General features: G+C 69.8%; 21 protein-coding genes. 11 read left to right on the top strand and 10 right to left on the bottom strand.

What is annotated here, in order from left to right; genetic code table 11:
• Nucleotides 1-45 precede the first annotated feature (45 nt).
• From SK571_RS42990 to SK571_RS42980, 3 genes are all read left to right on the top strand, one after another.
• Nucleotides 46-1,023, top strand: a complete 978-nt coding sequence (locus tag SK571_RS42990; RefSeq protein ID WP_319989866.1) for a DUF4982 domain-containing protein — start codon at nt 46-48, stop codon at nt 1,021-1,023.
• Nucleotides 1,002-1,871 carry a hypothetical protein gene (locus SK571_RS42985; RefSeq protein ID WP_319989865.1) on the top strand — a complete coding sequence of 290 codons (870 nt, stop codon included), beginning with the start codon at nt 1,002-1,004 and terminating at the stop codon, nt 1,869-1,871. The genes SK571_RS42990 and SK571_RS42985 overlap by 22 nt, the downstream gene beginning before the upstream one ends.
• 381 nt (nt 1,872-2,252) lie before the next feature.
• Entirely contained in the window at nt 2,253-3,794 is a 1,542-nt protein-coding gene (locus SK571_RS42980; protein WP_319989864.1) for a phosphoglycerate mutase family protein, read from the top strand.
• Here SK571_RS42980 and SK571_RS42975 read toward each other — a convergent pair.
• From SK571_RS42975 to SK571_RS42950, 6 genes are all read right to left on the bottom strand, one after another.
• On the bottom strand, nt 3,781-5,241 hold the full coding sequence (locus SK571_RS42975) for a glycoside hydrolase (protein ID WP_319989862.1): 1,461 nt from the start codon (nt 5,239-5,241) through the stop codon (nt 3,781-3,783). The genes SK571_RS42980 and SK571_RS42975 overlap by 14 nt on opposite strands.
• Before the next feature lie 8 nt (nt 5,242-5,249).
• The gene (locus SK571_RS42970) at nt 5,250-6,992 is read right to left on the bottom strand and encodes a DUF2264 domain-containing protein (RefSeq protein WP_319989861.1); all 1,743 of its coding nucleotides are present in this window, start codon (nt 6,990-6,992) and stop codon (nt 5,250-5,252) included.
• 175 nt (nt 6,993-7,167) lie between these two features.
• Complete coding sequence (locus SK571_RS42965; RefSeq protein ID WP_319989860.1) at nt 7,168-8,184, bottom strand: hydroxyacid dehydrogenase; 1,017 nt, start codon at nt 8,182-8,184, stop codon at nt 7,168-7,170.
• Nucleotides 8,181-9,041, bottom strand: coding sequence for a carbohydrate ABC transporter permease (locus SK571_RS42960; protein WP_319989859.1), 861 nt, complete (start codon nt 9,039-9,041; stop codon nt 8,181-8,183). The genes SK571_RS42965 and SK571_RS42960 overlap by 4 nt, the downstream gene beginning before the upstream one ends.
• On the bottom strand, nt 9,038-9,967 hold the full coding sequence (locus tag SK571_RS42955) for a carbohydrate ABC transporter permease (protein WP_319989858.1): 930 nt from the start codon (nt 9,965-9,967) through the stop codon (nt 9,038-9,040). The genes SK571_RS42960 and SK571_RS42955 overlap by 4 nt, the downstream gene beginning before the upstream one ends.
• Complete coding sequence (locus SK571_RS42950) at nt 9,964-11,289, bottom strand: ABC transporter substrate-binding protein (protein ID WP_319989857.1); 1,326 nt, start codon at nt 11,287-11,289, stop codon at nt 9,964-9,966. Before SK571_RS42950 ends, SK571_RS42955 begins: the two co-directional genes overlap by 4 nt.
• A gap of 103 nt (nt 11,290-11,392) precedes the next feature.
• On the opposite strand from SK571_RS42950, the gene SK571_RS42945 reads away from it, so the two are divergent.
• Nucleotides 11,393-12,496, top strand: a complete 1,104-nt coding sequence (locus SK571_RS42945) for a substrate-binding domain-containing protein (RefSeq protein ID WP_319989856.1) — start codon at nt 11,393-11,395, stop codon at nt 12,494-12,496.
• A 31-nt stretch (nt 12,497-12,527) separates the two neighbouring features.
• On the opposite strand, the gene SK571_RS42940 is transcribed toward SK571_RS42945, so the two are convergent.
• Nucleotides 12,528-12,875, bottom strand: a complete 348-nt coding sequence (locus SK571_RS42940; protein ID WP_319989855.1) for a hypothetical protein — start codon at nt 12,873-12,875, stop codon at nt 12,528-12,530.
• A 64-nt stretch (nt 12,876-12,939) separates the two neighbouring features.
• On the bottom strand, nt 12,940-13,203 hold the full coding sequence (locus SK571_RS42935; protein WP_319989854.1) for a hypothetical protein: 264 nt from the start codon (nt 13,201-13,203) through the stop codon (nt 12,940-12,942).
• Nucleotides 13,204-13,418: 215 nt separating this feature from the next.
• On the opposite strand from SK571_RS42935, the gene SK571_RS42930 reads away from it, so the two are divergent.
• The gene (locus SK571_RS42930) at nt 13,419-15,179 is read left to right on the top strand and encodes a gamma-glutamyltransferase family protein (protein WP_319989853.1); all 1,761 of its coding nucleotides are present in this window, start codon (nt 13,419-13,421) and stop codon (nt 15,177-15,179) included.
• Nucleotides 15,180-15,352: 173 nt separating this feature from the next.
• Here SK571_RS42930 and SK571_RS42925 read toward each other — a convergent pair whose 3' ends face one another.
• On the bottom strand, nt 15,353-15,643 hold the full coding sequence (locus SK571_RS42925; RefSeq protein WP_319989852.1) for a hypothetical protein: 291 nt from the start codon (nt 15,641-15,643) through the stop codon (nt 15,353-15,355).
• 208 nt (nt 15,644-15,851) lie between these two features.
• Nucleotides 15,852-16,580, bottom strand: a complete 729-nt coding sequence (locus SK571_RS42920) for a DsbA family protein (protein WP_319989851.1) — start codon at nt 16,578-16,580, stop codon at nt 15,852-15,854.
• A gap of 383 nt (nt 16,581-16,963) precedes the next feature.
• Between SK571_RS42920 and SK571_RS42915 the strand changes: the two genes are divergently transcribed.
• Genes SK571_RS42915 through SK571_RS42890 form a run of 6 tightly spaced genes read left to right on the top strand, consistent with a single transcriptional unit; the run spans nt 16,964 to nt 23,141 of the window.
• Nucleotides 16,964-17,875, top strand: coding sequence for an SMP-30/gluconolactonase/LRE family protein (locus tag SK571_RS42915; RefSeq protein WP_319989850.1), 912 nt, complete (start codon nt 16,964-16,966; stop codon nt 17,873-17,875).
• Nucleotides 17,872-19,329, top strand: a complete 1,458-nt coding sequence (locus SK571_RS42910; protein WP_319989849.1) for a sugar ABC transporter ATP-binding protein — start codon at nt 17,872-17,874, stop codon at nt 19,327-19,329. The genes SK571_RS42915 and SK571_RS42910 overlap by 4 nt, the downstream gene beginning before the upstream one ends.
• The gene (locus tag SK571_RS42905) at nt 19,329-20,381 is read left to right on the top strand and encodes an ABC transporter permease (RefSeq protein WP_319989848.1); all 1,053 of its coding nucleotides are present in this window, start codon (nt 19,329-19,331) and stop codon (nt 20,379-20,381) included. Before SK571_RS42910 ends, SK571_RS42905 begins: the two co-directional genes overlap by 1 nt.
• Complete coding sequence (locus SK571_RS42900) at nt 20,378-21,526, top strand: substrate-binding domain-containing protein (protein WP_319989847.1); 1,149 nt, start codon at nt 20,378-20,380, stop codon at nt 21,524-21,526. The genes SK571_RS42905 and SK571_RS42900 overlap by 4 nt, the downstream gene beginning before the upstream one ends.
• Nucleotides 21,523-22,389, top strand: coding sequence for an NAD(P)-dependent oxidoreductase (locus tag SK571_RS42895; protein ID WP_319989846.1), 867 nt, complete (start codon nt 21,523-21,525; stop codon nt 22,387-22,389). The genes SK571_RS42900 and SK571_RS42895 overlap by 4 nt, the downstream gene beginning before the upstream one ends.
• Nucleotides 22,386-23,141 (top strand): SDR family oxidoreductase, encoded by a 756-nt coding sequence (locus tag SK571_RS42890; protein WP_319989845.1) that lies wholly within the window; start codon nt 22,386-22,388, stop codon nt 23,139-23,141. The genes SK571_RS42895 and SK571_RS42890 overlap by 4 nt, the downstream gene beginning before the upstream one ends.
• Nucleotides 23,142-23,189: the final 48 nt, after the last annotated feature.

Raw genomic sequence — 23,189 nt, 5'->3', positions numbered from 1 at the left:
CACGGCCGGTTCTTCGACGCCAACAGCAGCGCCGACATCCGCGAGATGGTGCACGCCGCCAAGAACTCCCCAGCGGTGGTGATGTGGTCGATCGGCAACGAGGTCTACGACGTCGCGTCGCCCACGGGCGTGCCGATCGCCAGGCGGCTCATCGACGACGTGCGAGCGGTTGACACCACGCGCCCGGTCGTGATGGGCAGTCACATGTACCGGCACGTGCCGGCCGCCGGATCACCGCAGGACCAGATCCTGCGGATGCTCGACGGGCTCGGCGTGAACTACAACAACTCGTCGTCGATCGACGGACTGCACGCCCAGTACCCCACCAAGTTCTTCTTCGAGGGCGAGTCGTCGGCAGCGACCTCGACCCGCGGGTCCTACCAGGACCCGGAGCAGCTCAACACGGGTGAGAACTACACGCCGGGCAAACGCAACACGTCCTCCTACGGCAACAACATGCCGAGGTTCGGCTACAGCGGCGAGTACGGGTTGAAGAAGGACCGTGACCGCAAGTGGTTCGCCGGCCAGTTCCTGTGGTCCGGCATCGACTACATCGGCGAGCCGACGCCGTACGACGTGTTCCCGGTGAAGTCGTCGTACTTCGGCGCGGTCGACACCGCCGGATTCCCCAAAGACGTCTACCACCTGTTCCGCAGCCAGCGGACCACCGATCCGATGGTGCACTTGCTGCCGATGAACTGGACCGACCACAAGCCGGGCGATCCGGTGTCGGTGTGGGCCTACAGCAACGTGGACACCGTCGAACTGATGCTCAACGGCAGGCCGTTGGGGGAGAAGAAGTTCAACACGAAGACCACGACGTACGGTGCCCGGTACCTGGAGACCACCGAGGCGAGCGGGGACGACAAGACGGTCACGTCCGGCCGGTTCCCCGGTAGTTACACGAGTCCCAACGGCAGTGCGGGCAAGCTGCACCTGACCTGGACGGTGCCGTTCCAGCCGGGACGACTGGTCGCGGTCGCAAGCGCGGTGGTGTGGAGGTGGCCCGCGACGAGGTCGTGACGGCGGGCCCACCGCACGCGATCAGGCTGACTCCCGACCGCAACACCACCAAGGCGGACGGCAAGTCGCTCACGTTCGTCACCGCGGACGTGGTCGACCGCGCGGGCGTGGTCGTGTCTGGTGCGGACAACCTGATCTCGTTCCAGGTCAGCGGTGGCAGCCTGGCGGGGCTGGACAACGGCCGGCCGGAGAGCGCGGAGAACTACCAGGCGAGCTCGCGGGCCGCGTTCAACGGCAAGGCACTGGCGATGGTCCGGTCCGGACAGGGATCCTCCGCGATCACGGTCACGGCGCGGGCCCCAGGTCTGCAGACCGGGACCGCGACGGTCGTGGCGACCGGTTCCCGACGTGACGTCGCACAGAACGCGGGTCCTGTGCCGCCACGGTACGCACCGCCAACCGCCGCGGCGGTGGCGGCTGACGCGAGCTACTCCGGCGCACCGAACACGATCCCGGCGGCGATGCTCGACGGCGACGGCTCGACGAGGTGGTCGGCCTACTACAACAAGAGCGCCACACCGCAGCTGCCGGCGGTGAGCTGGGCGCACGCGAAGGAGTGGGTGTCGTTGTCCGGTCTGGAGGGAGCGCCCATCAGCTCGGTGCAGGCCTCGTTCCTCATCGACTCGTCGCACGCCCTGCCCGCGACAATCACGGTGTCCTACTGGACCGGAACGGCGTTCGTGCCGGTCCGCAACGCGCGCATCGAGTGGGCGACGCAGTCCGGGAGACCGACCAGGGTCGCGTTCACTCCGGTGAGCACCGGACGCGTCCGCCTCGACCTGACCAGCCGCGCGTCTGGCACGACGCGCGGGTTCCTCGGGATCACGGAGGCGGCAGCCGGGCGTTAGCGTCAGCAGAGCTGGGTCACCCGCGTTGCCGCGGGTGACCCAGCCCGCTCGGGCGATCCGATGCAGATCGCTGGTGCAGATGGTGCCGTGGCGCCGGGTGAAGTCCGCAATGTCCAGGCAAATCCAGGTGAAGAGACGAAATGCGCAGCGCGGACGCGCCGTCACCCGAACAGCTCTGCCCACCTGCCGCGATCGCGCTCCCGGCACGGATCTGGCGGGGCGGCGCACGTCGTGACTGACCGACGCGGTCTGCCGGTGGTCGGCTGATCGCCCCGCACGCGCGATCACTGGCCGTTGCTCAGCAATATGTGGTGGACAACAGTTGTTTTCTTCGTCAGATTCGCATAGCGAGAGCGCGGCACGACCGTCTTCACTGGACACATGGCCATCTACTTCGTCCGGCACGGCGAGTCAGAGGCGAACGAGCAGAATCGGTTCGCCGGCAGGCAGAACACGCCGCTGACCGATCTCGGCGTGCGGCAGGCCCACCAGGCCGGAGCCGCCGTCGTGGCGCTGGGCATCCGTTTCGACGAGGTTCACACGTCCACTTTGGACCGTGCGCGGCGGACGGCGAGCGTGGTGACCAGCCACCTCCAGGAAGAACCCGCCACCAGGGTCGAGACGCACGCCTTGGACGAGCGCGACTTCGGCGTGTTCACGGCGGCGAACAAGAGCCTGGTCAAGAAGGCGGTCGGGTTCCGCGGCTACACCGAGTGCTTCCACTCGACCACCGGCACGCCGCCGGGAGGGGAGAGCTGGGAGGACCTCAGGGAGCGGGTTCGGCGCTACTACGTCGAGGTGCTGCTGCCCGCGTCGCGCGAGGGCAAGCAGGTTCTCGTCGTCACGCACAAGTACGTGGTCGAGATGTTCGCGGTCGTGCTCGCCGATCTGCACGACTACCGCGACATGAAGATTCCCAACGCGCGGCCGTTGTCCGAAGAGGACCTCCGCCGGATCGCCGCGGCTCCCGCGGTCGCGGCGAAGATCAACGATCTTGGTGAGCACGTCGAGATCCGGTTGCCCGCGTTGCTGGCCGGTGCGTGCGTGCTGGGCGCGTTCCTCCAGCTCGTCCTGCGCAGTCCGTTGCCCGCGGCGGTGTTGTCGACGGCGATCACGACGTTGCTGATGTGCAGCACGTTCTTCGGCATGCTGCGACTGCAACCGTGGACGCTGCGGGTCACCACCGGGCTCGGCCGTCTAGTGGCGGGCACTGTGCTCAAGTCGGCGGCGGGCGCGGCCCTGCTGTTCACCACCGACAGCGTTCCGTTGCTGCTGCTCGGTCTCGCACTGCTGGTGCCGCCGGCCACCCTGGCACCCGTGCTCGCCCTGTTGTGGGGCGGCGACTTCCACGCGAGCGTGCGCCACACGCTGGCTGCCTCGCTCGTGACACCGGTGGTGCTGCTGCTGGTCGCGGCGACGCAACGCGATCCGTTGCCGCGTGGGCTGGTGGCCGCGTCCGCGGTTGTGCTGTTGTGCGCCGTCACGTTGCCGACGCTGGTGGCGCAGCGGCTGCGGCACCGTGACCCGATCACAGCGGGCAGGCTCACCACGAACTGGAACTGGCTGGGCTCCGCCGCTCTCATCCCGCTCGCGGGGCTGACCGGGTACGCGCTCACGCCGTCCGGCTCGTTGCCGGCGGAGCTGATTCCGTTCGGGCTGGCCGAGGTGGCGCTGGTGGTGGCCGCTTTCGCCCTGCCGCGGGTGCTCGTCGGCGTGCTCGAAACCCGCAGGCACCTCTACGTCACGCAGGGCACGCCGAACGTGTTCCTGTGGTTGACGGTCGGCGCACCGCTGGTGGCGCGGGCAGGAGTGCTCGTGAAACTCCTGCCCGCGCTCACCGCCGGTGTCTTCTTCGCCGCGCTCGTGCTCGACGAGCACATCTTCGTGCGGATGTTCCGGCGCCAACTGACTACGGCGCGGTGACCCCGTCGAGCTGGAAGGTCTGCACCTGTCCCGCCGCGAACGGAACCCGAAGCAGCTTGCCGTTCAGCCGCACGTCGGTGCGTTGCACGTACCGGTCGCCGCCGCTGGTCGTCGAGGTCGACCACCTGGTGATCATGCCGGTCGGCAGCGTGGTGAACCTGGTCAGGTCGAAGGTGATCGCCTGCGCCGAGGTCGCGGTGTTGACCGCGACGAGCACGAGCCTGCGGGCGGCCGGATCGTAGGCCACCGCGGCGTTTCCGGTGGAGGCCGAGATGATCCGCATGCCGGGCCGGATGTGCCGGGTGAACTGCGCCAGCACGTAGAGCTTGTTCTGCACGGCGCCCGCCCGCAGCGTGTTCGGGTCGTAGGCGATCAACGCCCAGGCCGGGGTCGGGTCCATCACCTGCCAGTAGCACCACGCTGTGGGGTGGAGCCAGCGCCAGTCCAGGCACAGGTTGGTGGCCATGGTGAGGCCGGTGCCGTCCCGTTCGCCGGTCTCGGAGTTCCAGAGCACCTTGCCCGCCGCCTTAGCGTCGGCGTAGACCAGGTCGCGGCGACCACCGGAACCCTGGTAGCCGTGCACGTTGATCTGGTCGACAACGGACTTCGTGGTGGCGTCGAAGGAGGTCCACGTGCTGTGGGCCGCGTCGTAGCTGGTCTCGTCCGACGCGGCGATGTCCATGCTGGTCAGGCCGCGGGTGTTCATCTCCTGCCGCAGGTGCTGCAGCACGGTCCGCTGGGTCGAGCGATCGAAGTGGCAACCCTCCTGCTTCCCGGTGGCCGACCAGTAGTTCGACGCGGGCTCGTTGAACGGCTCCACCGTGCGGAACGTGACGCCGAAACGGTCGCGGAACTGCCGGGCCACCTCGGCCATGTACGCCGCGTGGGTGCGGTAGTGCTGCGACTGGAGGTTGTTGTTGTTCGCGTCGGCGGCGCCGGAGGGGTTGCGGTTGATGCACATCCACCATGCCGGTGAGTTCGAGAACAGCTCCGTGGTCGCGCCGCGTGCCACCGCCTTCACCAGGGACGCGCGTTGTTTCGCGTCCGCTCCCCACTGCCACGAGCTGGGATCGGTGTTGCGCCAGTCCTGCCAGAAGGTCTCGATCTGCTTGAAGCGCGGGATGTTCGGCGAGACGGCCATGCGCTGGCCGTCCACGCTGTTCCAGCTGCACGCGCCGAGGTTGTAGCGTGCGATGTTCAAGCCCAGTCCGGGGAGTGTCGTTCCGTTGTAGGTCACGGACTTCGTGGTGAACCACAGGTCGGCGAAGTCGTCGCGGTCGCCGAACACGTTGGCCCACCAGGCGAGGGAGGTGCCCCAGCCCTCCCACGTGCCGTAGTTCGTGCCGGGATCGACCGCGATGCTCTGGTCGGCGCCGGCGGTCGTTCCCACCGTCGTCGCCGCGATGGCGGCTGCTGCGCCGGACAGGACTGCTCTGCGGGTGACCATGGCTCCTCCTAAGGATTTGGCAGGGTGATCCTCGTGTCGAGCCCGTCGATCCACCGCAGCAGGACGTGGTCGCCGTGCACGGTGATCTGGGGGTTGTTCGCGGGGCCGCGGCTGCGATCCAGGCGCACGGCCGCCGCGACGACGTCACCGCGTCCGACGGCGCCGCTGATGCCGAGCCACGGAACGGCCGCGAACTTGCCCAGCGGCGACACCCCGCCCTCGGTTTCCACTCCCGCCTGGTCCAGCCCGCGCAGGCCGCACAGTGAGGAACACACGTGCGCACCGGTGACGACGATCTGGGAACGCGCCGGGGTCACGCCGCGTGGCCGGGTGTCCGCGGTGACGGGCCATCCGGACAACCGCAACCGGGCGTCGGTCTCGCCGTCGACGCGCACGATGCGGATCTCCACGCCGTCGCGCACGACCGAGACGACCAGCAGCGGAGGCCCTTCCACGATCTCGCCACCGCGGCCGGAGCCGTGGTCGGGTGACTTGTCCTCGCTGCTGTCGACCCAGCGCACAGGACCGTGCGAAGCGCCGGCGACCACACCGCCGGGCAGCTCGTCGACGAACAACGTCCGGAAGCCGGCGCGGTGGCTGGTCGCACCCGTGGCGTCGAGCAGCACCACGGAGTTGTCCACCAGTCGCTCCAGCGGCGGCATCGTCGCGGTGGAACAGCCCAGCCTCGCGTACAACGGGGAGTCCGCGCGCCGGTCGCCTGGCAACGCGTGGTCGGTGCCGTGGTTGACCACGGTGACGATGCCGTCGGCCCGGCTGCCCAACACCAGCCACCCCGGTGCGGTGATCACACGGGTGAAGTCCCCCGTCTCCACCGGCAGCGGGTGTTCCACGTCCGTCCACACGGGATGATCGGCGGGCAGCGCCAGCCCGAGCATGCCCTTGGCGGCCCAGTAGGGCGATCCGGGTCCGGAGTACGCCTGGCGGATCGCCGGCCAGCCACCGTGCCAGCCGAGGCGCAGCAGCCCGTCCGGTTCGAGCGATCCGTTCTCGACGAAGTGTTTCAGCACCCCGGATGCGGCACGCCGCAGCAGACCTGGCTGTGGCGTGGGTAGGCCCGTGATCGCCGCGACCCAGAACGGGGCCGCGGGCGCGAAGCGGTAGGTGAGACTGCGGCCCTGCATGAGCGGCGACCCGTCGGCGCCCGTCAGCGCCACCGCGTCCGTCAGGTACCGCGAGAGATCCTCGGACCACGTGCGGCGCACCTCATGCGAGCACAACGAATCGGGCACGTCGAACAGGTGCGTCCACAGCAGCGGGTACAGGTGCAGTGCCCAGCCCGTGTAGTGGTCGTACGCGCGTTCCTCGCCGTCGCTGAGCCATCCGTCAGGCCGCCGGAACGACGCGTGCAGGGCGAGATCGTGCTCGACGTCCTCTGCGGACCAGGGGCCGCCGACCTCGCGCAGGAACGATTCCACGACGATGCGGAACCACACCCAGTTGATCGGCGGGTACGGCTGACCGACCACGGTGGCCAGCCACTCGACCACCCGTTCCTGGACGTCGTCGCCGAGGTGGTCCCACAGCCATCGTTTGGTCATCTGGAGCACCAGCGCGATCGATGCCGCCTCGACCTTGGCCTGTCCCAGCTCGTCCGGCCGTGGCCAGGCTTCCGGCGAGTGCGGGTCGGGGCCGGCGGCGAGGCCCCAGGCGTAGCGCTCCAGCAGCGCCGGATCGCCGCCACCCGCGACCCGGAACCCGGCGAGCAGGAACGTGCGCGCGAATCCCTCCAACCCGTCGGAGGCCGGGCCGTACCGGCTCGGCCTCCGACGGGCAGGTCGATCCGCGCGCACCGCTGGGACCAGTACCGGTTGACGGCGTCGAGCATCTGGTCGGCGACCGCCTCCCAGTGCGCGCGGGTCCACCCCGTGCGAGGGGAGAGCAGGCGGTTCTCCGGTGGCAGCGTTGTCATGCCTGCACTGCCAGTCCGTGCCGGGTGACCGCTTCGATCGGGGTCAGCCCCACGACGTAGCGCTCCAGCTCGTCCAGTGCCGCCGCGGCCATGAGCCGGGTCTCCGATCCCAGTGATCCGGCGACATGCGGCGTGATGACCACGTTCGGGAGGTCGTACAGCGGCGACGAGGCCGGTAGCGGTTCCGGGTCGGTCACGTCCAGCACCGCGTGCAGGCGGCCCGCCGCGCACGCCTCCTCCAGCGCGGCAGTGTCCACAAGGGATCCCCGAGCGGTGTTGAGCAGGGTGGCGTGGTCGGGCAGCGCGGCCAGTTCGGCCGCACCGATCAGATGGCGGGTCTCCGGCAACGCGGGTGCGTGCAGGCTCAGCACGTCGGCCTGGGGGAGCGCCTCGGCGAGCGGCACGAGCTCGGCGCCGGCCGCCCGCACCAGCGCGGGATCCACGACGGGGTCGACGACGAGCAGCCGGCCGAGGTCGAGCCGCCGCAGCAGATCCACCACCCGCCGGCCGACCCTGGAGAACCCGACCAGCACGATCGTCCGGTCCAGTCCGGACAGTTCCCCGCGCAGCTCGCGGTAGGACCAGTCCTCGCGGAACCGGCGCGCGTCCGCCGCCAGGAACGGTACCTTCTTGAACGCCCACAGGATCGCCGCGGCGGTGTACTGGGCGACAGGCTCCGCGTTCACGTGTGCCGCCGTGGTGACGAGGACACCGCGATCGAACACGGCGTCGCCGACGTGCCCCCGCATGCTGCCGGCCGCGTGCAGGGCGGCGCGCAGGTTCGGTGCCGCCGCCAGCACGTCGGAGTCGATCGGCCGGCAGCCCCACGAGGTGATCAGCACCTCGACGTCGGCGAGGCGGCGGCGCACGTCCGGTGCGGAGAAGTCGTGCGCCACCAGGGGATCGCCGAGCGCGGCCAGCGCGCGCAGCCGGTCCAGCTCCCGCACCCCGAACTGCAGGTCGAACACGTCGGGGCTCATCGCGAGCAGGACCTCCGGCCGATGACCGCTCACTTGACGCTCCCTGCCGCGAGACCCGTGCGCCACTGCCGGTTGAGCACCAGGAACGCCACCACCAGCGGCAGCACCGCGAGCAGCGACCCGGTGATCACCAGCGGGGTGTACTGGGGGAACTGGTTCTGCCGCGTGCTCCACTGGAAGAGTCCGAGGCTGACCGGGAAGAGCTTCGGGTTGGTGAGCAGGACCAGCGGCAGGAAGAAGTTGTTCCAGATCCCGATGAACTGGAACAGCAGCACCGTCACCACTCCGGGACGCATCATCGGCAGCGCCACGGTGAAGAACGTGCGCAGCTGACCCGCCCCGTCGACCCGCGCCGCCTCCAGCACCTCGTTGGGCACCGCCGCGTCGGCGTAGACCTTGGCGAGGTAGACGCCGAACGGGTTGGTGAGCAAGGGGATGAACACCGCCCAGAACGTGTCGACGATCCGCAGTTCGGAGGCGAGCAGGTACATCGGCAGCGCGAGCACCGTCGTGGGCACGAGCACGCCGGTCAGCGTCAGCGCGAACAGCAACCTCCTGCCGGGGAAGCTCGTCTTGGCGATGGCGTACCCGCAGGCCGCGCAGATCATCGCGCCGAGGACCGCCCCGCCACCGGCGTACAGCACGGAGTTGAGCAGCCAGTTCCAGAAGATCCCGTTCTCCTGCGCGAACAACGCCTTGACGTTGGCCCACAGGTTCCACTCACCGAACTCGAACGCGCCGGTGGTGGAGAAGTCGCCGAGCGACTTGGTCGCCGACGTGAGCAGCCACATCAGCGGCAGCAGGCTGTACAGCGCGGCGATGACCAGGATCAGGTGCACCGCTGGAACGGAAACCCAGCGGGACCTGCGGTCCACGATGGACGTGCTCAACGCGACCTCCTCGTCGAGAAGCGCATGACGACGGCGGACAGCACCGCGCAGATCACCGCGAGCAGCACCGACGCCGCGGCGGCACGCCCGTTGTCACCGGCGACGAACGCGGCCTCGTACACGTACATGCTCGGCGACCAGGTGCTGGTCACCGTGCCGGTGAAGCCCCTGAGCACCATGGGTTCGGTGAACACCTGCAACGAGCCGATGACGGTGAACACCGCCGCCACGAAGATCGTCGGGCGGATCACCGGGATCTTGATGGACCACGCCGTGCGGAACCCGCCGGCACCGTCGGCCCTGGCGGCCTCCACGATCTCCCTGGGAACGGCCTGCAGCGCGGTGTAGAAGATGATCATGTTGTAGCCGACCCACTGCCACGTCGCGATGTTCGCGATCGACGGTAGCACCGCACTGTCGCTCAACGGGTCGATGCCCAGCAGGTTCTTGATCGGGCCGATCGTGGGACTGTAGAGGTAGGCCCAGATCAGACCGCCGATGACCACCGGCACCGCGTAGGGCACGAAGACCGCCAGCGACCACATCCGCCGCAACCGCACCACAGCGGAGTCCAGCAGCAGCGCCAGGATCAGCGCGCCGATCAGCATGCTCGGGATGTGGATCAGTGCGAACAGGGCCACGTTGCCCAGTCCCGCGTGGAACGCCTTGTCCGCGATCACCGAGACGTAGTTGCCGAGCCAGACGAACACGTGCTCGGGACCGGAGAAACCCAGGCCCTGCAGGCGTTCGGTGAACAGGCTCAGGTACAGCGCGTACAGCACCGGGACCAGCACGGTGCTCACGAGCAGCACCAGGAACGGCACCGCCAGCACGAGGCCCGCGAAATCCTTCCTGGGGGCCCTGGTGACCGGTTCCGCCGCCGGCTCCTCCAGCACGGGTGCGCGCTCCGGCGCGAGGACGCTCATGCCGATTTCCCTTCCCGCACGGAGAGTCCCTTGGCGCGCATGTCGGCCACGGCGTGCTGCTGGATCTTCCGCAGCGCCTCCGGCAACGTCGTGCTGCCGGAGCGCACGGGCCCGAAGTTGTCGGAGATCGTCGAGAACAGGCGCAGTGCGTTCGGTCCCCACGTCCAGTCCGGCACCCGTTTCGCCGCTTCGTCGAGCACGTCGTAGACGGGATCGCCGAGGAAGTAGCCGCCCTTGTACGCCTGCCGCGCGATGGCCCTGTTGGGCAGGTGCGCGGGGAACGGCGTGGTGAACGTGCTGCCGATCTTCGGCACGTCGGGGTTCGTGCTGATCCAGCGCAGGAACGTCATGGCCGCCTCGGGAACCTTGCTCTCCGCGGAGACGCCGAACGCCGTGCCGCCCTGCACCCCGTTGGCCGGCTTGCCGTTCCACGTCGGCATGGTCGCCACGGCCCAGCGCCCGGTGTCCTTCGGGATCGACCTGCCCAGCGTGCCGACGCTCCACGAGGCGCCGAGCAGGCCCCAGAGCTTGCCGTCGTGCATCCCGGCGATCCAGTCCTGCGTGCCGTGCACGACCCCGGCCACGAGGTTCTCCGAGATCATCGACTGCCAGAACGACCCTGTGCGCACCGTGCCCTCACCGGCGATGTCCACGGCCCACGTGTCGCCCTGCGCCGTCCACCACGGATCGTCCGCCTGCCACGACATGCCCGCGAAGAACGAGCCGTCGTTGAGCGGGAACGAGCAGATGCGCGCCTGCGGGTCCACCTGCTTCACGGCGGCGGCAGCGGCGCGGAACTCGTCCCACGTGCGCGGCAACGCGATGCCGTGCTGGTCGAAGAGATCCTTGCGGTAGTAGAAGACCATCGGCGCGAGGTCCATCGGCACGCCCCACGTCCTGCCGTCTGGCCGCACTCCGCGCCACGCGGCCGGCGAGTACTGGCTCTCGAGGTCGGCCATGTCCGCGGTGAGGTCGCGCAGCCCGCCGGTGAGCAGGATCTGCGGCAGACCCTGGTACTCCACGTGCAGGACGTCCGGGGCGTTGTGCGCCCGGATGGCGTTGGTCTGCTGGGCGTAGCCGCCGGACAGTCCCGCCGCGATCACCCGCAGCTCGACGAACACGTCCTTCTGCGCGGCGTTGAACGCGGCGACGTACTTGTCCATGCCGGTGAGCCAGGACCAGATGGTGACCGTGGTGGCGCCCGGAGGTGCGGCGGTCGCCGAGCAACCACCGACGAGACCCGCCGCGCCCATGGCGGCGGAGGCGCGCAGGAAACCGCGGCGCGAGAGGCCGCGGGTCCGCAGCGCTGGGGAAAGCTCCATTGCTGACCCTCCTGCTGGAGTGATGTGGCACACCTCAACGCGTGGCACACTCAGCGGTCAACGAAACGATCAGAAACGCTCGTAATCGATCAGAAATGAAGCGATGACCCAGAAGTTGGCTGCTCAGCGCCATGAACTGATCCTGCGGGCCGTACGGGCGCACGGCACCGTCCGCTTGCCGGAACTGGTGGAGCTGCTCGGCGTGTCGGCGGTGACCGTGCGCAGGGACGTGACCGCTCTCGCCGATCGCGGCCTCGTGGTGCGCGTGCACGGCGGCATCACGATGCCCCGGCACGCCGAACCGTTCCCGCGCGGACCGCAGTCGGTGGTCGGTCCCGCTCCGACGCATCCGCTGGTCGGCATGGTGGCGCCCTCGGTGGAGTACTACTGGCCCGCAGTGATCCAGGGCGTGCAGACCGCGGTGGCGGCGGCGGGTGGACGGCTGGTGCTGCGCGCGTCCAGCTACGACGCGCTGGAGGATCGGCGCAAGGCGTGCGAGCTGCTCGACCGCGGCGTGCAGACCCTGCTGGTCGCACCGAGCACGACCGGCCGCGCGGGTGTCGAGCTGCTGCGCTGGCTCGGCGCTCAGTCGGTCCCCGTCGTGCTGGTCGAACGGCTTCCTCCGCCGGAGCTGCCCACGATCGCGCTGGACGCGGCGGTGACCGACCACGCGATCGGCGCGGGCCTCGCCGTGCGGCACCTCGCCACGCTCGGCCACCGGCGCATCGGCCTGGTCACCTCGCGGCAGAGCCCGCACAGCGACGCCATCCGCGCGGGCTGGACCACGGCCGTGTCGTCGCTGGAGCTGTCGTTCAACGGGGTTCCCGCGCTCGACGTGCCGACCTACGGCTCTCCACAGTGGGCGCGGGCGGTCGACCAGGTGATCGACGAGTGCCTGGACGCCGACGTGCACGCGGTCCTGGTGCACGCAGACCGGGAGGCGATCGGTGTGCTCGAACGAGCACGCGAACGGGGGATCAGCGTGCCGAACGACCTCGCCGTCGTGTCCTACGACGACGAGGTTGCCGCGGCATCCGACCCGCCGCTGACGGCCGTGCGGCCGCAGAAGCACGGGCTCGGCGCGCTCGCCGCCCAGCTCGCGCTGGCCCGGCTGGCTGATCCGCTGGACCGGCCGGTGCACCGGGTCGTGCTGTGGCCGACGCTCACGGTGCGGGAGTCGTGCGGCACCGCCCTCTGCCCTGCCTGACGTCGCCCGGTCACCTGTGGCGGCACAGACCCTAGTTCTTGAGGGTGAGGGTCACCGTCGAACCGTCGCGGAGGTTGCCGGGCAGGTACGTCCTGCCGCTCCCGTTCTCCGTGAACCAGCTGACGTTCGCCTGCCGCCACCACCAGCCGCTCGCGAAATGGCAGCGTCCGGCGTCGAGGCCCTGTGCGGGATAGGACGAGTCGGAGCCGTTCTGGTTGATGCCACGCAGGAAGAAGCTCACGTTGGTGCCGACACCGTTGCAGACCCTCACCTGAACCGCGGGCGGCGCGGCGGACGCCACACCGGGCAGCGCGAGCAGAGCGGCGACAGCGGCCGCTGCGGCCATCGGCGCAGAAGCGAACTCGGGCAGAACGTTCATGGGGATCTCACTGACCTTTTGTTTGTGACTTGCCGGATGACCGCTCCTGGTTCGCGTACCGCGCTCAGCGGCGTTGGCACGCGAAATAGGCCCAGTACGCGTCGCCGGAGAACTTGATGTAGGAGTACCTGACGGCGCCGTGGTAGTCGTTGACGCACTCGTCGCGGTCCTGCCGCAGGGCCCACTCGGCTCCGTCGTAGGTCCGGTGACGAGTGCCCTGGCTGTAGAGCAGCTCGCCACTCGCCTGAGCGGGGACGACGGTGAGCACGAGTGCGGCGGCGGCGAGAACCGCGGAAGTGACCGCGCTCCGGAAGACTTTGTTGCTCATGTGTGTGACTCCTTTCGGTTCGGCTCATTGAGCCACGGAAGCCGGACCGGGGCTGCGGGTCGCGTCCTGCGGGCACGTGGGGAGCGGGAAAACCCTCACCAGAGCGGCTCGGGCGAATTCGGAAGTTGTTCCGCGTCGTGCCGGATTCCCGGCGGGAGGCGTGCCGGCTCGTGTTTTCTCGATCATGTCCCGTTGCTGATCGAAGGACTCTCGAGTTGACGCTTCTCAGTGCCGTCCTGAGCTTGGCGCTCACCGCTTCCGTTCTGACCGCGCCCGCACCTGGGGCTCCTCGGTTGACCGAGCAGACGGGGTCCGGCGGCGCTGTGTCCAGTGTGGACCCCGACGCGTCGGCGGTGGGGGTCGAGGTGTTGCGCCGCGGTGGCAACGCCGTGGACGCCGCGGTCGCGACGGCAGCCGCACTCGGCGTCACCGACCCGTTCTCCACCGGAATCGCGGGCGGGGGATTCTTCGTGCACTACCAGGCGTCGACCCGTCGAGTGTCCACAATCGACGGACGCGAGACCGCGCCGGCCGCCGTGCACGAGCAGCTGTTCGTCGAGAACGGCGCGGCGATCGCGTTCGACGAGGCGATGACGAGCGGTCTGTCGGTCGGTGTACCGGGCAACCCCGCCACGTGGAGGCACACGCTGGCCAGGTGGGGCACGCTGAGCCTCGGCCAGGCGCTCGCCCCCGCCGAGGCGATCGCGCGCCGCGGTTTCGTGGTGGACGAGACGTTCCACCGCCAGGTCGCGAACAACGCCGGGCGGTTCGCGGACTTCACCTCCAGCCGCAAGCTGTTCCTGCCCGGTGGCAAGCCACCCGCGGTCGGCAGCACCTTCCGCAATCCCGAGCTCGCGGACACCTATCGCGAGCTGGCGCGGACGAACCTGGTGTCGCTCTACGGCGGCTCGCTCGGCCGCGACGTCGTGCGGACGGTGCGGCAGCCGCCTGTGGCTCCCGGTTCCACACGCGTCGTTCATCCAGGCCGGATGACGATCGCGGACCTCGCCGCCTACCGGGTGACGCAGCCGGCCCCTGCCAGGACGAGCTACCGAGGCCTGGACGTCTACAGCGCGGCGGCCCCGGCCGGCGGTCTCAGCACGGGCGAGGCGCTGAACATCCTGGAGACCACCGATCTGGCGAAGGCGTCGCAGACCGAGTACCTGCACCGGTTCATGGAGGCGACGAAGCTCGCGTTCGCCGACCGCACGCGCTGGGTCGGCGATCCCTCGCGCGCCGACGTGCCCGCCGGGCAGCTGCTCTCGCAGCGCTACGCCGACAGCCGTGCGTGCCTGATCCGGGCCGGCGCCGCGCTGCCCGCGCCCACGGGTGCGGGCGATCCGCGCAACCCGCGACCCTGTGCTGCCAACGGTTCTCCCGCGAAACCGGGCAACGAGGCCGAGCGCACGACGCATCTCGTCGTCACGGACAGGTGGGGCAACGCGGTCTCCTACACCTCGACCATCGAGTCCGAGGGCGGTAACGGCATCGTCGTGCCCGGCCGCGGTTTCCTGCTGAACAACGAGCTGACCGACTTCAACTTCGTGCCCGCGCTGCCCGGCGGCCAGGACCCGAACCTGCCGGGCGCCTGCAAGCGACCGAGGTCCGCGATGTCCCCCGTCATCGTGCTGGACCGCGGCCGGCTCGTGCTCGCCGCCGGATCACCCGGCGGCGGCACGATCATCACCACCGTGACGCAGATCCTCGCTGAGCGCTACGGCCGTGGCCGGACGCTGCTGGAAGCCGTTGCCACGCCTCGCGTTTCGCAACGCAACACGGCGGTGGCCACGGCGGAGCCCGTGTTCCTCGCGTCCTCCGACCGAGCGGCGCTCGAGTCGCTGGGTCACCGGTTCGGCGAGGTCGCCGAGATCGGTGCCGCGACGGCGATCGAGCGTCTGCCGGACGGGCGGTGGCAAGCGGTGGCGGAACCGGTGCGGCGAGGTGGGGGAGCGGCCCGCGTGGTGAACCCGTCCTGAGCGGTCAGCCGCGGTTTCGGTCTATCGTCTCCGCGCCGGATGATCACATTGACAAATGATTCGAATCGACCGTCGAATCGACAGCACCGGGAATTCTGTCAAAGGTGTTGAAACCTGAATGCGAAGGGCCGGTCACCACGGTGACCGGCCCTTCGCATTCAGGTGGAGCGACCTCAGACCAGCTCGAAGACGTACCAGCCCTCCGGCAGGCCGAATGACCCGTCCGAGTGCCTGCAGTGGTGGAAGATCCTGGTCTTCTCCATCCAGCGCCTGGCTCGGTCGCTGCACTCCGAACCCGAGCTCAGCGGCCCTTCGCGCAGGCCACGCCACTTCTCGGAGCGCTCCTCGGTCACGTTCGGGACGTTACCGGTGGACGCTGCGGCCACCGGTGCGAGGCCTGCCGTCATCCCGCTCGCGGCCGCCGCCGCGAGAATTCCGGCTGCCAGTCGAGTGCGAATGCTCACCGCTCTCCTTCAATTGACGCCGAGTTGACGCGACGTAGTTTTTCAGGGAGCGTTCCCAGAAAACAACCGACACAAGTAGGGCGCCAAACAGGCTATGTCGCCACGCGGCCGGAACGGGTGCTCGCCGTTGGCAGGTACCCGCAGACACCATCAACGTCAACGCTGCACCGCTTCGGTGAGGATCGGACCGCGCTGTTCGACAGTCCGCTCAGGCGAGCGCGGCGTCGATCTTCGCCCGGAGCTCGCGGTCGATCTCGCCGTAGGACTGACCGGTCGGCTCGAACTTCGCGCCGTTGAAGAAGAAGGTCGGCGTGCTGGTCACGCCGAGCGTGCCCGCGTCCGCGATGTCGCGGTCGATCGCGGCCTTGACTTCGGGCGAGGCCATGTCGGCGCGGAACCTCTCCACGTCGATTCCCGCCGCCCTGGCGAACTCCTCGAACAGCGCGACGGCACGCGCTTCGTCGGACGAGATGGTCTTGCCGTCGCGCGCCCACTTCTCGAAGTTGTCGTAGAGCGCGTGGTACAGCTCGCGGTACTTGCCCTGCCTGGCAGCCGCTTCGCTCGCCCTGGCCGCGGGCAGGGCCAGCGGATGCATCTCCAGCGGGAGGTTGCGCGTGATGAACGTGATCCGGCCGCGGTAATCCTCCTCCAGCTGCCTCGCGACGTTGTTGTAGTAGCGAACGCAGGCAGGGCACTGGAAGTCGAGGAACTCGACGATTGTGACCTCGGCCTCGTTCGCGGTGGACAGGGCGTTCGCGCCGGCGGGCACCAGTGTGGTGCCACCCGAGTCGGTGCTGTCGTCGCCGCGATGGGAGAACGCGATGCCGCCGAAGACGACGCTCGCGAGTACGACTACGACTGTTGCCAGGACCACGTTCAGCGACATGCCTGGCCGCTTGGTCACCGGGGTGTGCTTCTTCTGCTTCTTGCGCGCCATGGTATAGCTTCGGATCCTTCCGGCTCTGATCAACTGCCGGGAACGGGGTCGGACCTCGTGCCGACCGGCTCCCGTTGCCGCCGGTGCTGTGATGGGCATTACTGTCCACTGTGGACTGCCCTGGCGAGAACGGCGGACGCGACCATACCGCCGACCCGGAGTCCGCTGTCGATCCGTACAGAGTGGGCGAACGGGTTCGCGGCCTTGGAAAACGCCTGGCCGGCGCGGGTCTGAACCACGTCGTGGTCTGTCAAGAGATGGCTCGGTCACACGTGATCGGGCGCCGTCCGAAAAACGAGGAATCACGCGGCGGTGCCGCCGCGTGATCGTTCCTGTCCATTAGAACTGTGTCTCACGGACATCGACTGAGGGTGGTGCGGCAGGTGGCGAACGTCGTCGTGGCTGATCCGCGGTTGGAGGCGCTCGTCGATCCGGCGGCGCGGGTCGAACGGCTCGGCGGTGGCGCGACGTGGAGCGAGGGCCCGCTGTGGCTGCCGGACGAGCAGGCGGTCGTCTGGTCGGACATTCCCGGCAACCGGATCCTGCGCTGGACGGCGTCCACCGGCGAGGTGACCGTCGACCGCGCCGAGGTCGAGTTCACCAACGGCAGGACGCGCGACCGGCAGGGGCGGGTGGTCACGTGCTCGCACGGCAGGCGGGCAGTGGAACGCACGGAGGCCGACGGAAGCACGATCGTGCTGGTCGATCGGTTCGGCGGGGCGCGACTCAACTCGCCCAACGACGTCGTGGTCGCCTCCGACGGCTCGATCTGGTTCACCGACCCGCCCTACGGGATCATCCAGCCGCACGAGGGACATCCCGGCGAACGCGAGTACGGGGCGCATTACGTGTTCCGGTACGTGCCGGGCGCCGAGGAGCCGACACCCGTGATCACCGACATGGAGGAGCCGAACGGGCTGGCCTTCTCGCCGGACGAACGACTGCTCTACGTCTCCGACACCTCCTCGGCGTTGCGCACGGACGGGACCGGTCAGCACTGCATCCGCGTCTACGACGTCACCGACGACCGGCGCTGCGTCAACGGCCGGGTCTTCGCCGAGATCACCCCCGGTGTCGCCGACGGCTTCCGGGTCGACGAGCACGGCAACGTGTGGACGTCGAGCGGCGACTCGGTGCAGATCTACGCACCGGACGGCACACGGCTGGGCAAGATCGTGATTCCGGAGGTCGTCGGCAACGTGTGCTTCGGCGGTCCGGACGGTGACGAGCTGTTCGTCACCGCTTCGACGAGCCTCTACCGCGTGCGCACGCGCACCAGGGGAGCTACCGGGTGACGCCGCTGCTGAGTGTCGCGCACCTGGTCAAGTCCTTCCACGGCAACAGAGCTGTCGACGACGTGACGTTCGAGGTGGGGCGCGGCGAGATCGTCGCGCTGCTGGGCGAGAACGGCGCGGGCAAGTCCACCGTGATCAAGATGCTCGCCGGCGTGTACCGGCCGGACAGCGGCACGATCGAGGTCGACGGTGCCCGGTCGCGGAACGGCATCGCGTTCGTGCACCAGGACCTCGGACTCGTCGAGTGGATGACCGCGGCTGAGAACATCGCGATGGTGGCGGGCTTTCCTCGCCGCGGCGGGATGGTTTCGTGGTCACGGGTGCGGGAGCAGGCGGTTCGTGCGCTCGACCTCGTCGGCGGCGGCATCGATCCGGACGCGCGCGTGTTCGACCTGCCCCGTGCCGAGCGCTCGCTGCTGGCGATCGCCCGTTGCCTGACGGGCGAACCGAAGCTGCTCGTGCTGGACGAGCCGACCGCGAGCCTGCCGCTGCCGGACGTGGCCCGGCTGTTCACCGTGCTGCGCGGGCTGCGGGACCGGGGCGTCGGCATGATCTACGTCTCGCACCGGCTGGACGAGGTGTACGAGATCGCCGACTCCGTGGTCGTGCTGCGTGACGGCGAGGTCGTCGGCAGGGGCGCCACGGATGACGTTCCTCCTGGCGAACTGGTGCGGTTCATCGTCGGCAGGTCCGCGGTGACCACACCGCCGGGTGAGGCCGGCACCGACGTGCGGCTGGAGCTGCACGGGGCCGAGGTGGGCGATGTCGGACCTGTCGAGCTGACCCTGCGCGCCGGTGAGGTGGTCGGCCTGGTCGGCCTGCGCGGCGCCGGCCAGGAGGAGATCGGCAGGGCGGTCGCGGGCGTGCTGCCATTGCGCGCCGGACGCATGTCGTTGGACGGCAAGGACTTCCGGCCACGGGACACCGCGAGCGCGGTGGCGGCCGGCATCGGGTTCAGCACGTCGAACCGCGAGGCGGAGGGACTGGCGAACGGGCTTTCCGTGCGGGAGAACATGTTCCTGAACCCGGCGGTGCGCGGCAGCTGGTCGCGTGGCCGGGCCGAGCGTGGTCACGCCGCGGAGCTCGTCCGCGAGTTCGGCGTACGGCCGGCCGGCACCGAGATCGCCGTCGACGCGCTTTCCGGTGGCAACCGGCAGAAGGTGATGCTCGCCCGCTGGTGGTCGACCGGCCGGGCCGTGGTCGTGCTGGAGGAACCGACGATGGGCGTCGACGTGGGGGCGAAGGCCGACATCCACGCGTTGCTGCGCAGGGCGGGGGAGCGGGGCGTGGCCACCCTTGTCGTCTCGACCGATCTCGAGGAGGTCGCCGCGGTCTGTCACCGCGCACTGGTCTTCGGGCGCGGCCGGGTCCGGCGCGAGCTCGCCGGGAGCCGGCTCACGACCGGTGCACTCGCCGCCGCCGCATCCGGATTGCCGGACGACGAAGGAGTCTGATGCCGTCGCACATGTCGGTGCGATCGACCGCGCTCGAGCCCCCCGAGGGCGTCGCGGCCTCGCGCAAGCTGCTCACCGTGTACGGCATGGTGCTCGTCACGGCCGCGCTGTTCCTGCTCTTCGCGTTGCTGTCACCGGAAACGTTCGCCACCGGGCTGAACTTCCGGTTGCTCGCCGCCGGCAACGCCGTGCCACTCGTGCTGGCGGTCGCGGTCACCGTGCCGATGATCGCCGGCAAGATCGACCTCTCGGTCGGCTACGCGCTCGGGCTGTGGCAGGTGCTCGCGTTGTCGTTGCAACTGGCCGGAATCGACTACCGGCTGGTGATCGCGCTCGTGCTGCTGGGCGGGTCGCTCGTCGGCCTGCTCAACGCGCTGCTGGTCGAACTGGCCCAGGTCGACGCGTTCGTGGCCACCCTGGCGACCGGGCAGGTGATCTTCGCGATCACCTACTGGTACACCGAGGGCAAACAGGTCGTGGACGCCGATGGAGCCCGTGCCGCGTACTTCGACGCGATCGCCACGTGGTCGTTCGGTCCGGTGCCTGGACCGTTCGTGGTCGCACTGGTGCTCGTCGCGGCGCTGTGGTTCGTGTTGGAGTACCTCCCGGTCGGCCGTTGTCTCTACGCGGTGGGTGCGAACCCGCGTGCCGCCGAGCTGACGGGGATCGCGCGCCGCCGCTACGTCGTGGGTTCCATGGTCACCTCCGGTGTGCTGAGCGCGATCGCCGGAATCATGTTGTCCGCGCGGCAGGGCGGGGTGGCACAGGCCAACATCGGCCCGGAGTTCCTGCTGCCCGCGCTGGCCGCCGCGTTCCTCGGCTCCACCACCATCCGGCCCGGCCGGGTGAACGCCTGGGGCACGCTGCTGGGCGTCTTGATCACCGCGATCGGCATCTCCGGCCTGCAGCACCTGCTGCCCGGACGCTTCTACCTGGAGCCGTTGTTCAACGGCTTGACGCTCGTCGCGGCGATCACGATCGCGAGCCTCGCGAGCCGCAAACGCCTTGCTCGCGCCGAAAAGCACCGGCCGAGCGCGGGGGAGGAGTCATGAGGAGCATCGCACTGGCGGTCGCGGGGCTGGTCGCGGTGTGCGGCTGTGCGAGCCCGACCGTGGCTGAGGTGCAGGGCAGTTCGCGGACCGCGGCGGCCGAAGATCGGCTCGTCCCCGAGGGCGTGACCGACGTGCTCGCCGATGCCCGCGAGCGCGTGGCCGCGAGTCTCGAAGGACGCAACGGCTTCACGCCACCGTCAGACCCGTCGCCGGCACAGCGGCGTGGCGGCACCATCGCGTTCGTCGCCGCGGACCTCGCCAACGGCGGCGTCAACGTGGTGGGCAGGGCCGTGGAGCAGGCGGCCGGCGCGATCGGCTGGCGCGTGATGGTGCTGGACGGCAAAGGCAGCGCGCAGGGTCGTGCCAGCGCGCTCGGCCAGGCGATCGCCCTGCGACCGATCGGCATCGTGCTCGGCGGGTTCGACGCGACCGAGCAGGCGGCGACCATCAGGCAGGCGACCGGCGCCCGTGTTCCGGTGGTCGGCTGGCACGCGGGTGCCACGCCCGGTCCGCTGCCGGGTGTCTTCGCCAACGTCACCACCGACCCGCTGGAGGTGGCGTGGCTGGCCGCGGCGTACGCGGTCGCCCGTTCGCAGGGACGGGCCGGGGTCGTGGTGCTGACCGACTCGCAGTACGACATCGCGGTCCGCAAGGCGAAGGCGATGCGCGAGTACGTTCGCCTGTGCTCCGGCTGCGAGGTTCTGTCCTATGAGGACTCACCGATCGCGGAGGCGGACGCCCGCATGCCCGGTTTGGTCTCGTCGTTGTTGCAGCGCAACGGGGATCGGCTCGGTTACCTGCTGGGCGTGAACGGCAACTACTTCGGTGCCGCGAAGTCCGCGTTGCGCGACGCCGGTCGTGCTCCTGAAGGGCCGCCGGTGGCGGTGGCCGCCGGTGACGGTGACGCCGCCGAGTTCCAGCGCGTCCGCACCGGTGATCACCAGGCCGCCACCGTGGCCGAGCCGATGTCGTTGCAGGGCTGGCAGCTCGTGGACGAGCTCAACAGGGCGATCGCCGGAGGGCAGCCGTCCGGCTTCGTCGCCAGGCCTGCGTTGATCACCAGTCAGACGGTGCCCGCCGGCGGGGTCTTCGACCCGCCGTCGGGATACCGCGAGATCTACCGGAAGATGTGGGGTACGTCGTGACAGAGGTCGGTGTCGTCGGACTTGGGGTGATGGGAGCGGCCATCGCGCGCCGGTTGATGGCGACCGGACACACCGTGAGCGTCTACGACGTCCGGCGGTCGGCCGTCCTGGACCTCGTCCGCGACGGCGCGACCGCCGCGCGGACGCCGTCCGAACTGGCCGGCGCGGACGCCGTGCTGCTCTCCCTGAACTCGGCGGAGATCGTGGAGGAGGCGGTCTTCGGCGAGGACGGTGTGCTCGACGACGAGCCCGGCGGCGTCCTGGTGATCGACATGTCGAGCATCGATCCCGCCCGCACCCGTGAGCTCTCGGCCAGGGCCAGTGTGCGCGGCGCGCGCTGGGTCGACGCGCCGTTGTCCGGCGGTGCTCCCGGTGCGGCGGCGGGCTCGCTCACGTTGATGGTCGGCGGTGCCGACGAGGACGTGGCCGTGGCGAGCGGCGTGCTGGCCTCGCTCGCGCGGCGGATCACGCACATCGGCCCTGCCGGGTCCGGTCAGCTGGTGAAGCTCGTGAACCAGGTGCTCGTCGGCTGCGCATTCGCGGCGGTCGCCGAGTCCGCCGCGCTGGTGCGGGCGGCCGGTCTGAACCCGGACGAGGTGCTGAGCGCGTTGAGCGGAGGCAGGGCCGACTCCGTGGTGCTGCGGGAGTTCTTCACCAAGTTCGCCGAGGTGGACCTCACCCCGACCGGCCGGGTCAGCAACATGGTCAAGGACCTGGAGAGCGCGCGCGACTACGCGCGGACCGTGAAGGTGCCGCTGCCGATCACCGCCGCGGTGGCGGAGCTGCACCGCTGGGCCGTCGACGCGGGACACGGTGACCGGGACAACGCGGCGCTCATGCACTACTACCTGGAGAACCCATGAACTCGCTGTTCGACCTGACCGGCCGCACCGCGCTGATCACCGGTTCCAGTCGCGGCATCGGCGCGGCGCTGGCCAGGGGGCTCGCCGAGGCAGGTGCGGAAGTCGTGCTGAACAGCCGTGACGAGCAGATGCTGACGACGGCCGCCGAGCAGCTGGCCGAGGCCACGGGCGCGACCGTGCGCACCGCCGCGTTCGACGTGACCGACCCGCTCGCCGTCGACGCGGCGGTGCGGCGGATCGGACCGGTGGACATCCTGGTCAACAACACCGGGGTCCAGCACCGTGAACCTCTGCTGGACGTCTCGGCCGAGAACTTCCGCCGCGTCGTCGACACGAACCTCACGAGCGCGTTCCTCGTCGGCCGCGCCGTGGCGGAGGGGATGCTCGGACGCGGGCGCGGCAAGATCGTCAACGTCTGCTCGGTGCAGAGCCGGCTCGCCCGGCCCGGCATCGCCGCCTACGCCGCCTCCAAGGGCGGTCTGGCGATGCTCACCCGGGCGATGTGCGCGGAGTGGGCGCCGGGAGGCATCACCGTCAACGGGCTCGCGCCCGGCTACGTGCTCACCGAGCTGACCCGGCCGCTGGCGGAGGACCCCGGCTTCGACGGGTGGATCCGCGGCCGCACCCCCGCCGGGCGCTGGGCGAGGCCGGAGGACCTCGTCGGCACGCTGATCTGGCTCTCCTCTGCCGCGTCGGACTTCGTCAACGGCCAGGTGATCGCCGTCGACGGCGGCATCACGGCGGTGATCTGAGGTGGCGCCGGCCCGCGACAGCAGCGCCTGCGCCCACGACTCCTGCGC

It is taken from the genome of Lentzea kristufekii (assembly GCF_033949925.1).
Lineage (GTDB): Bacteria > Actinomycetota > Actinomycetes > Mycobacteriales > Pseudonocardiaceae > Lentzea > Lentzea kristufekii.
This window is presented reverse-complemented; position numbering and strand designations above follow the sequence as displayed.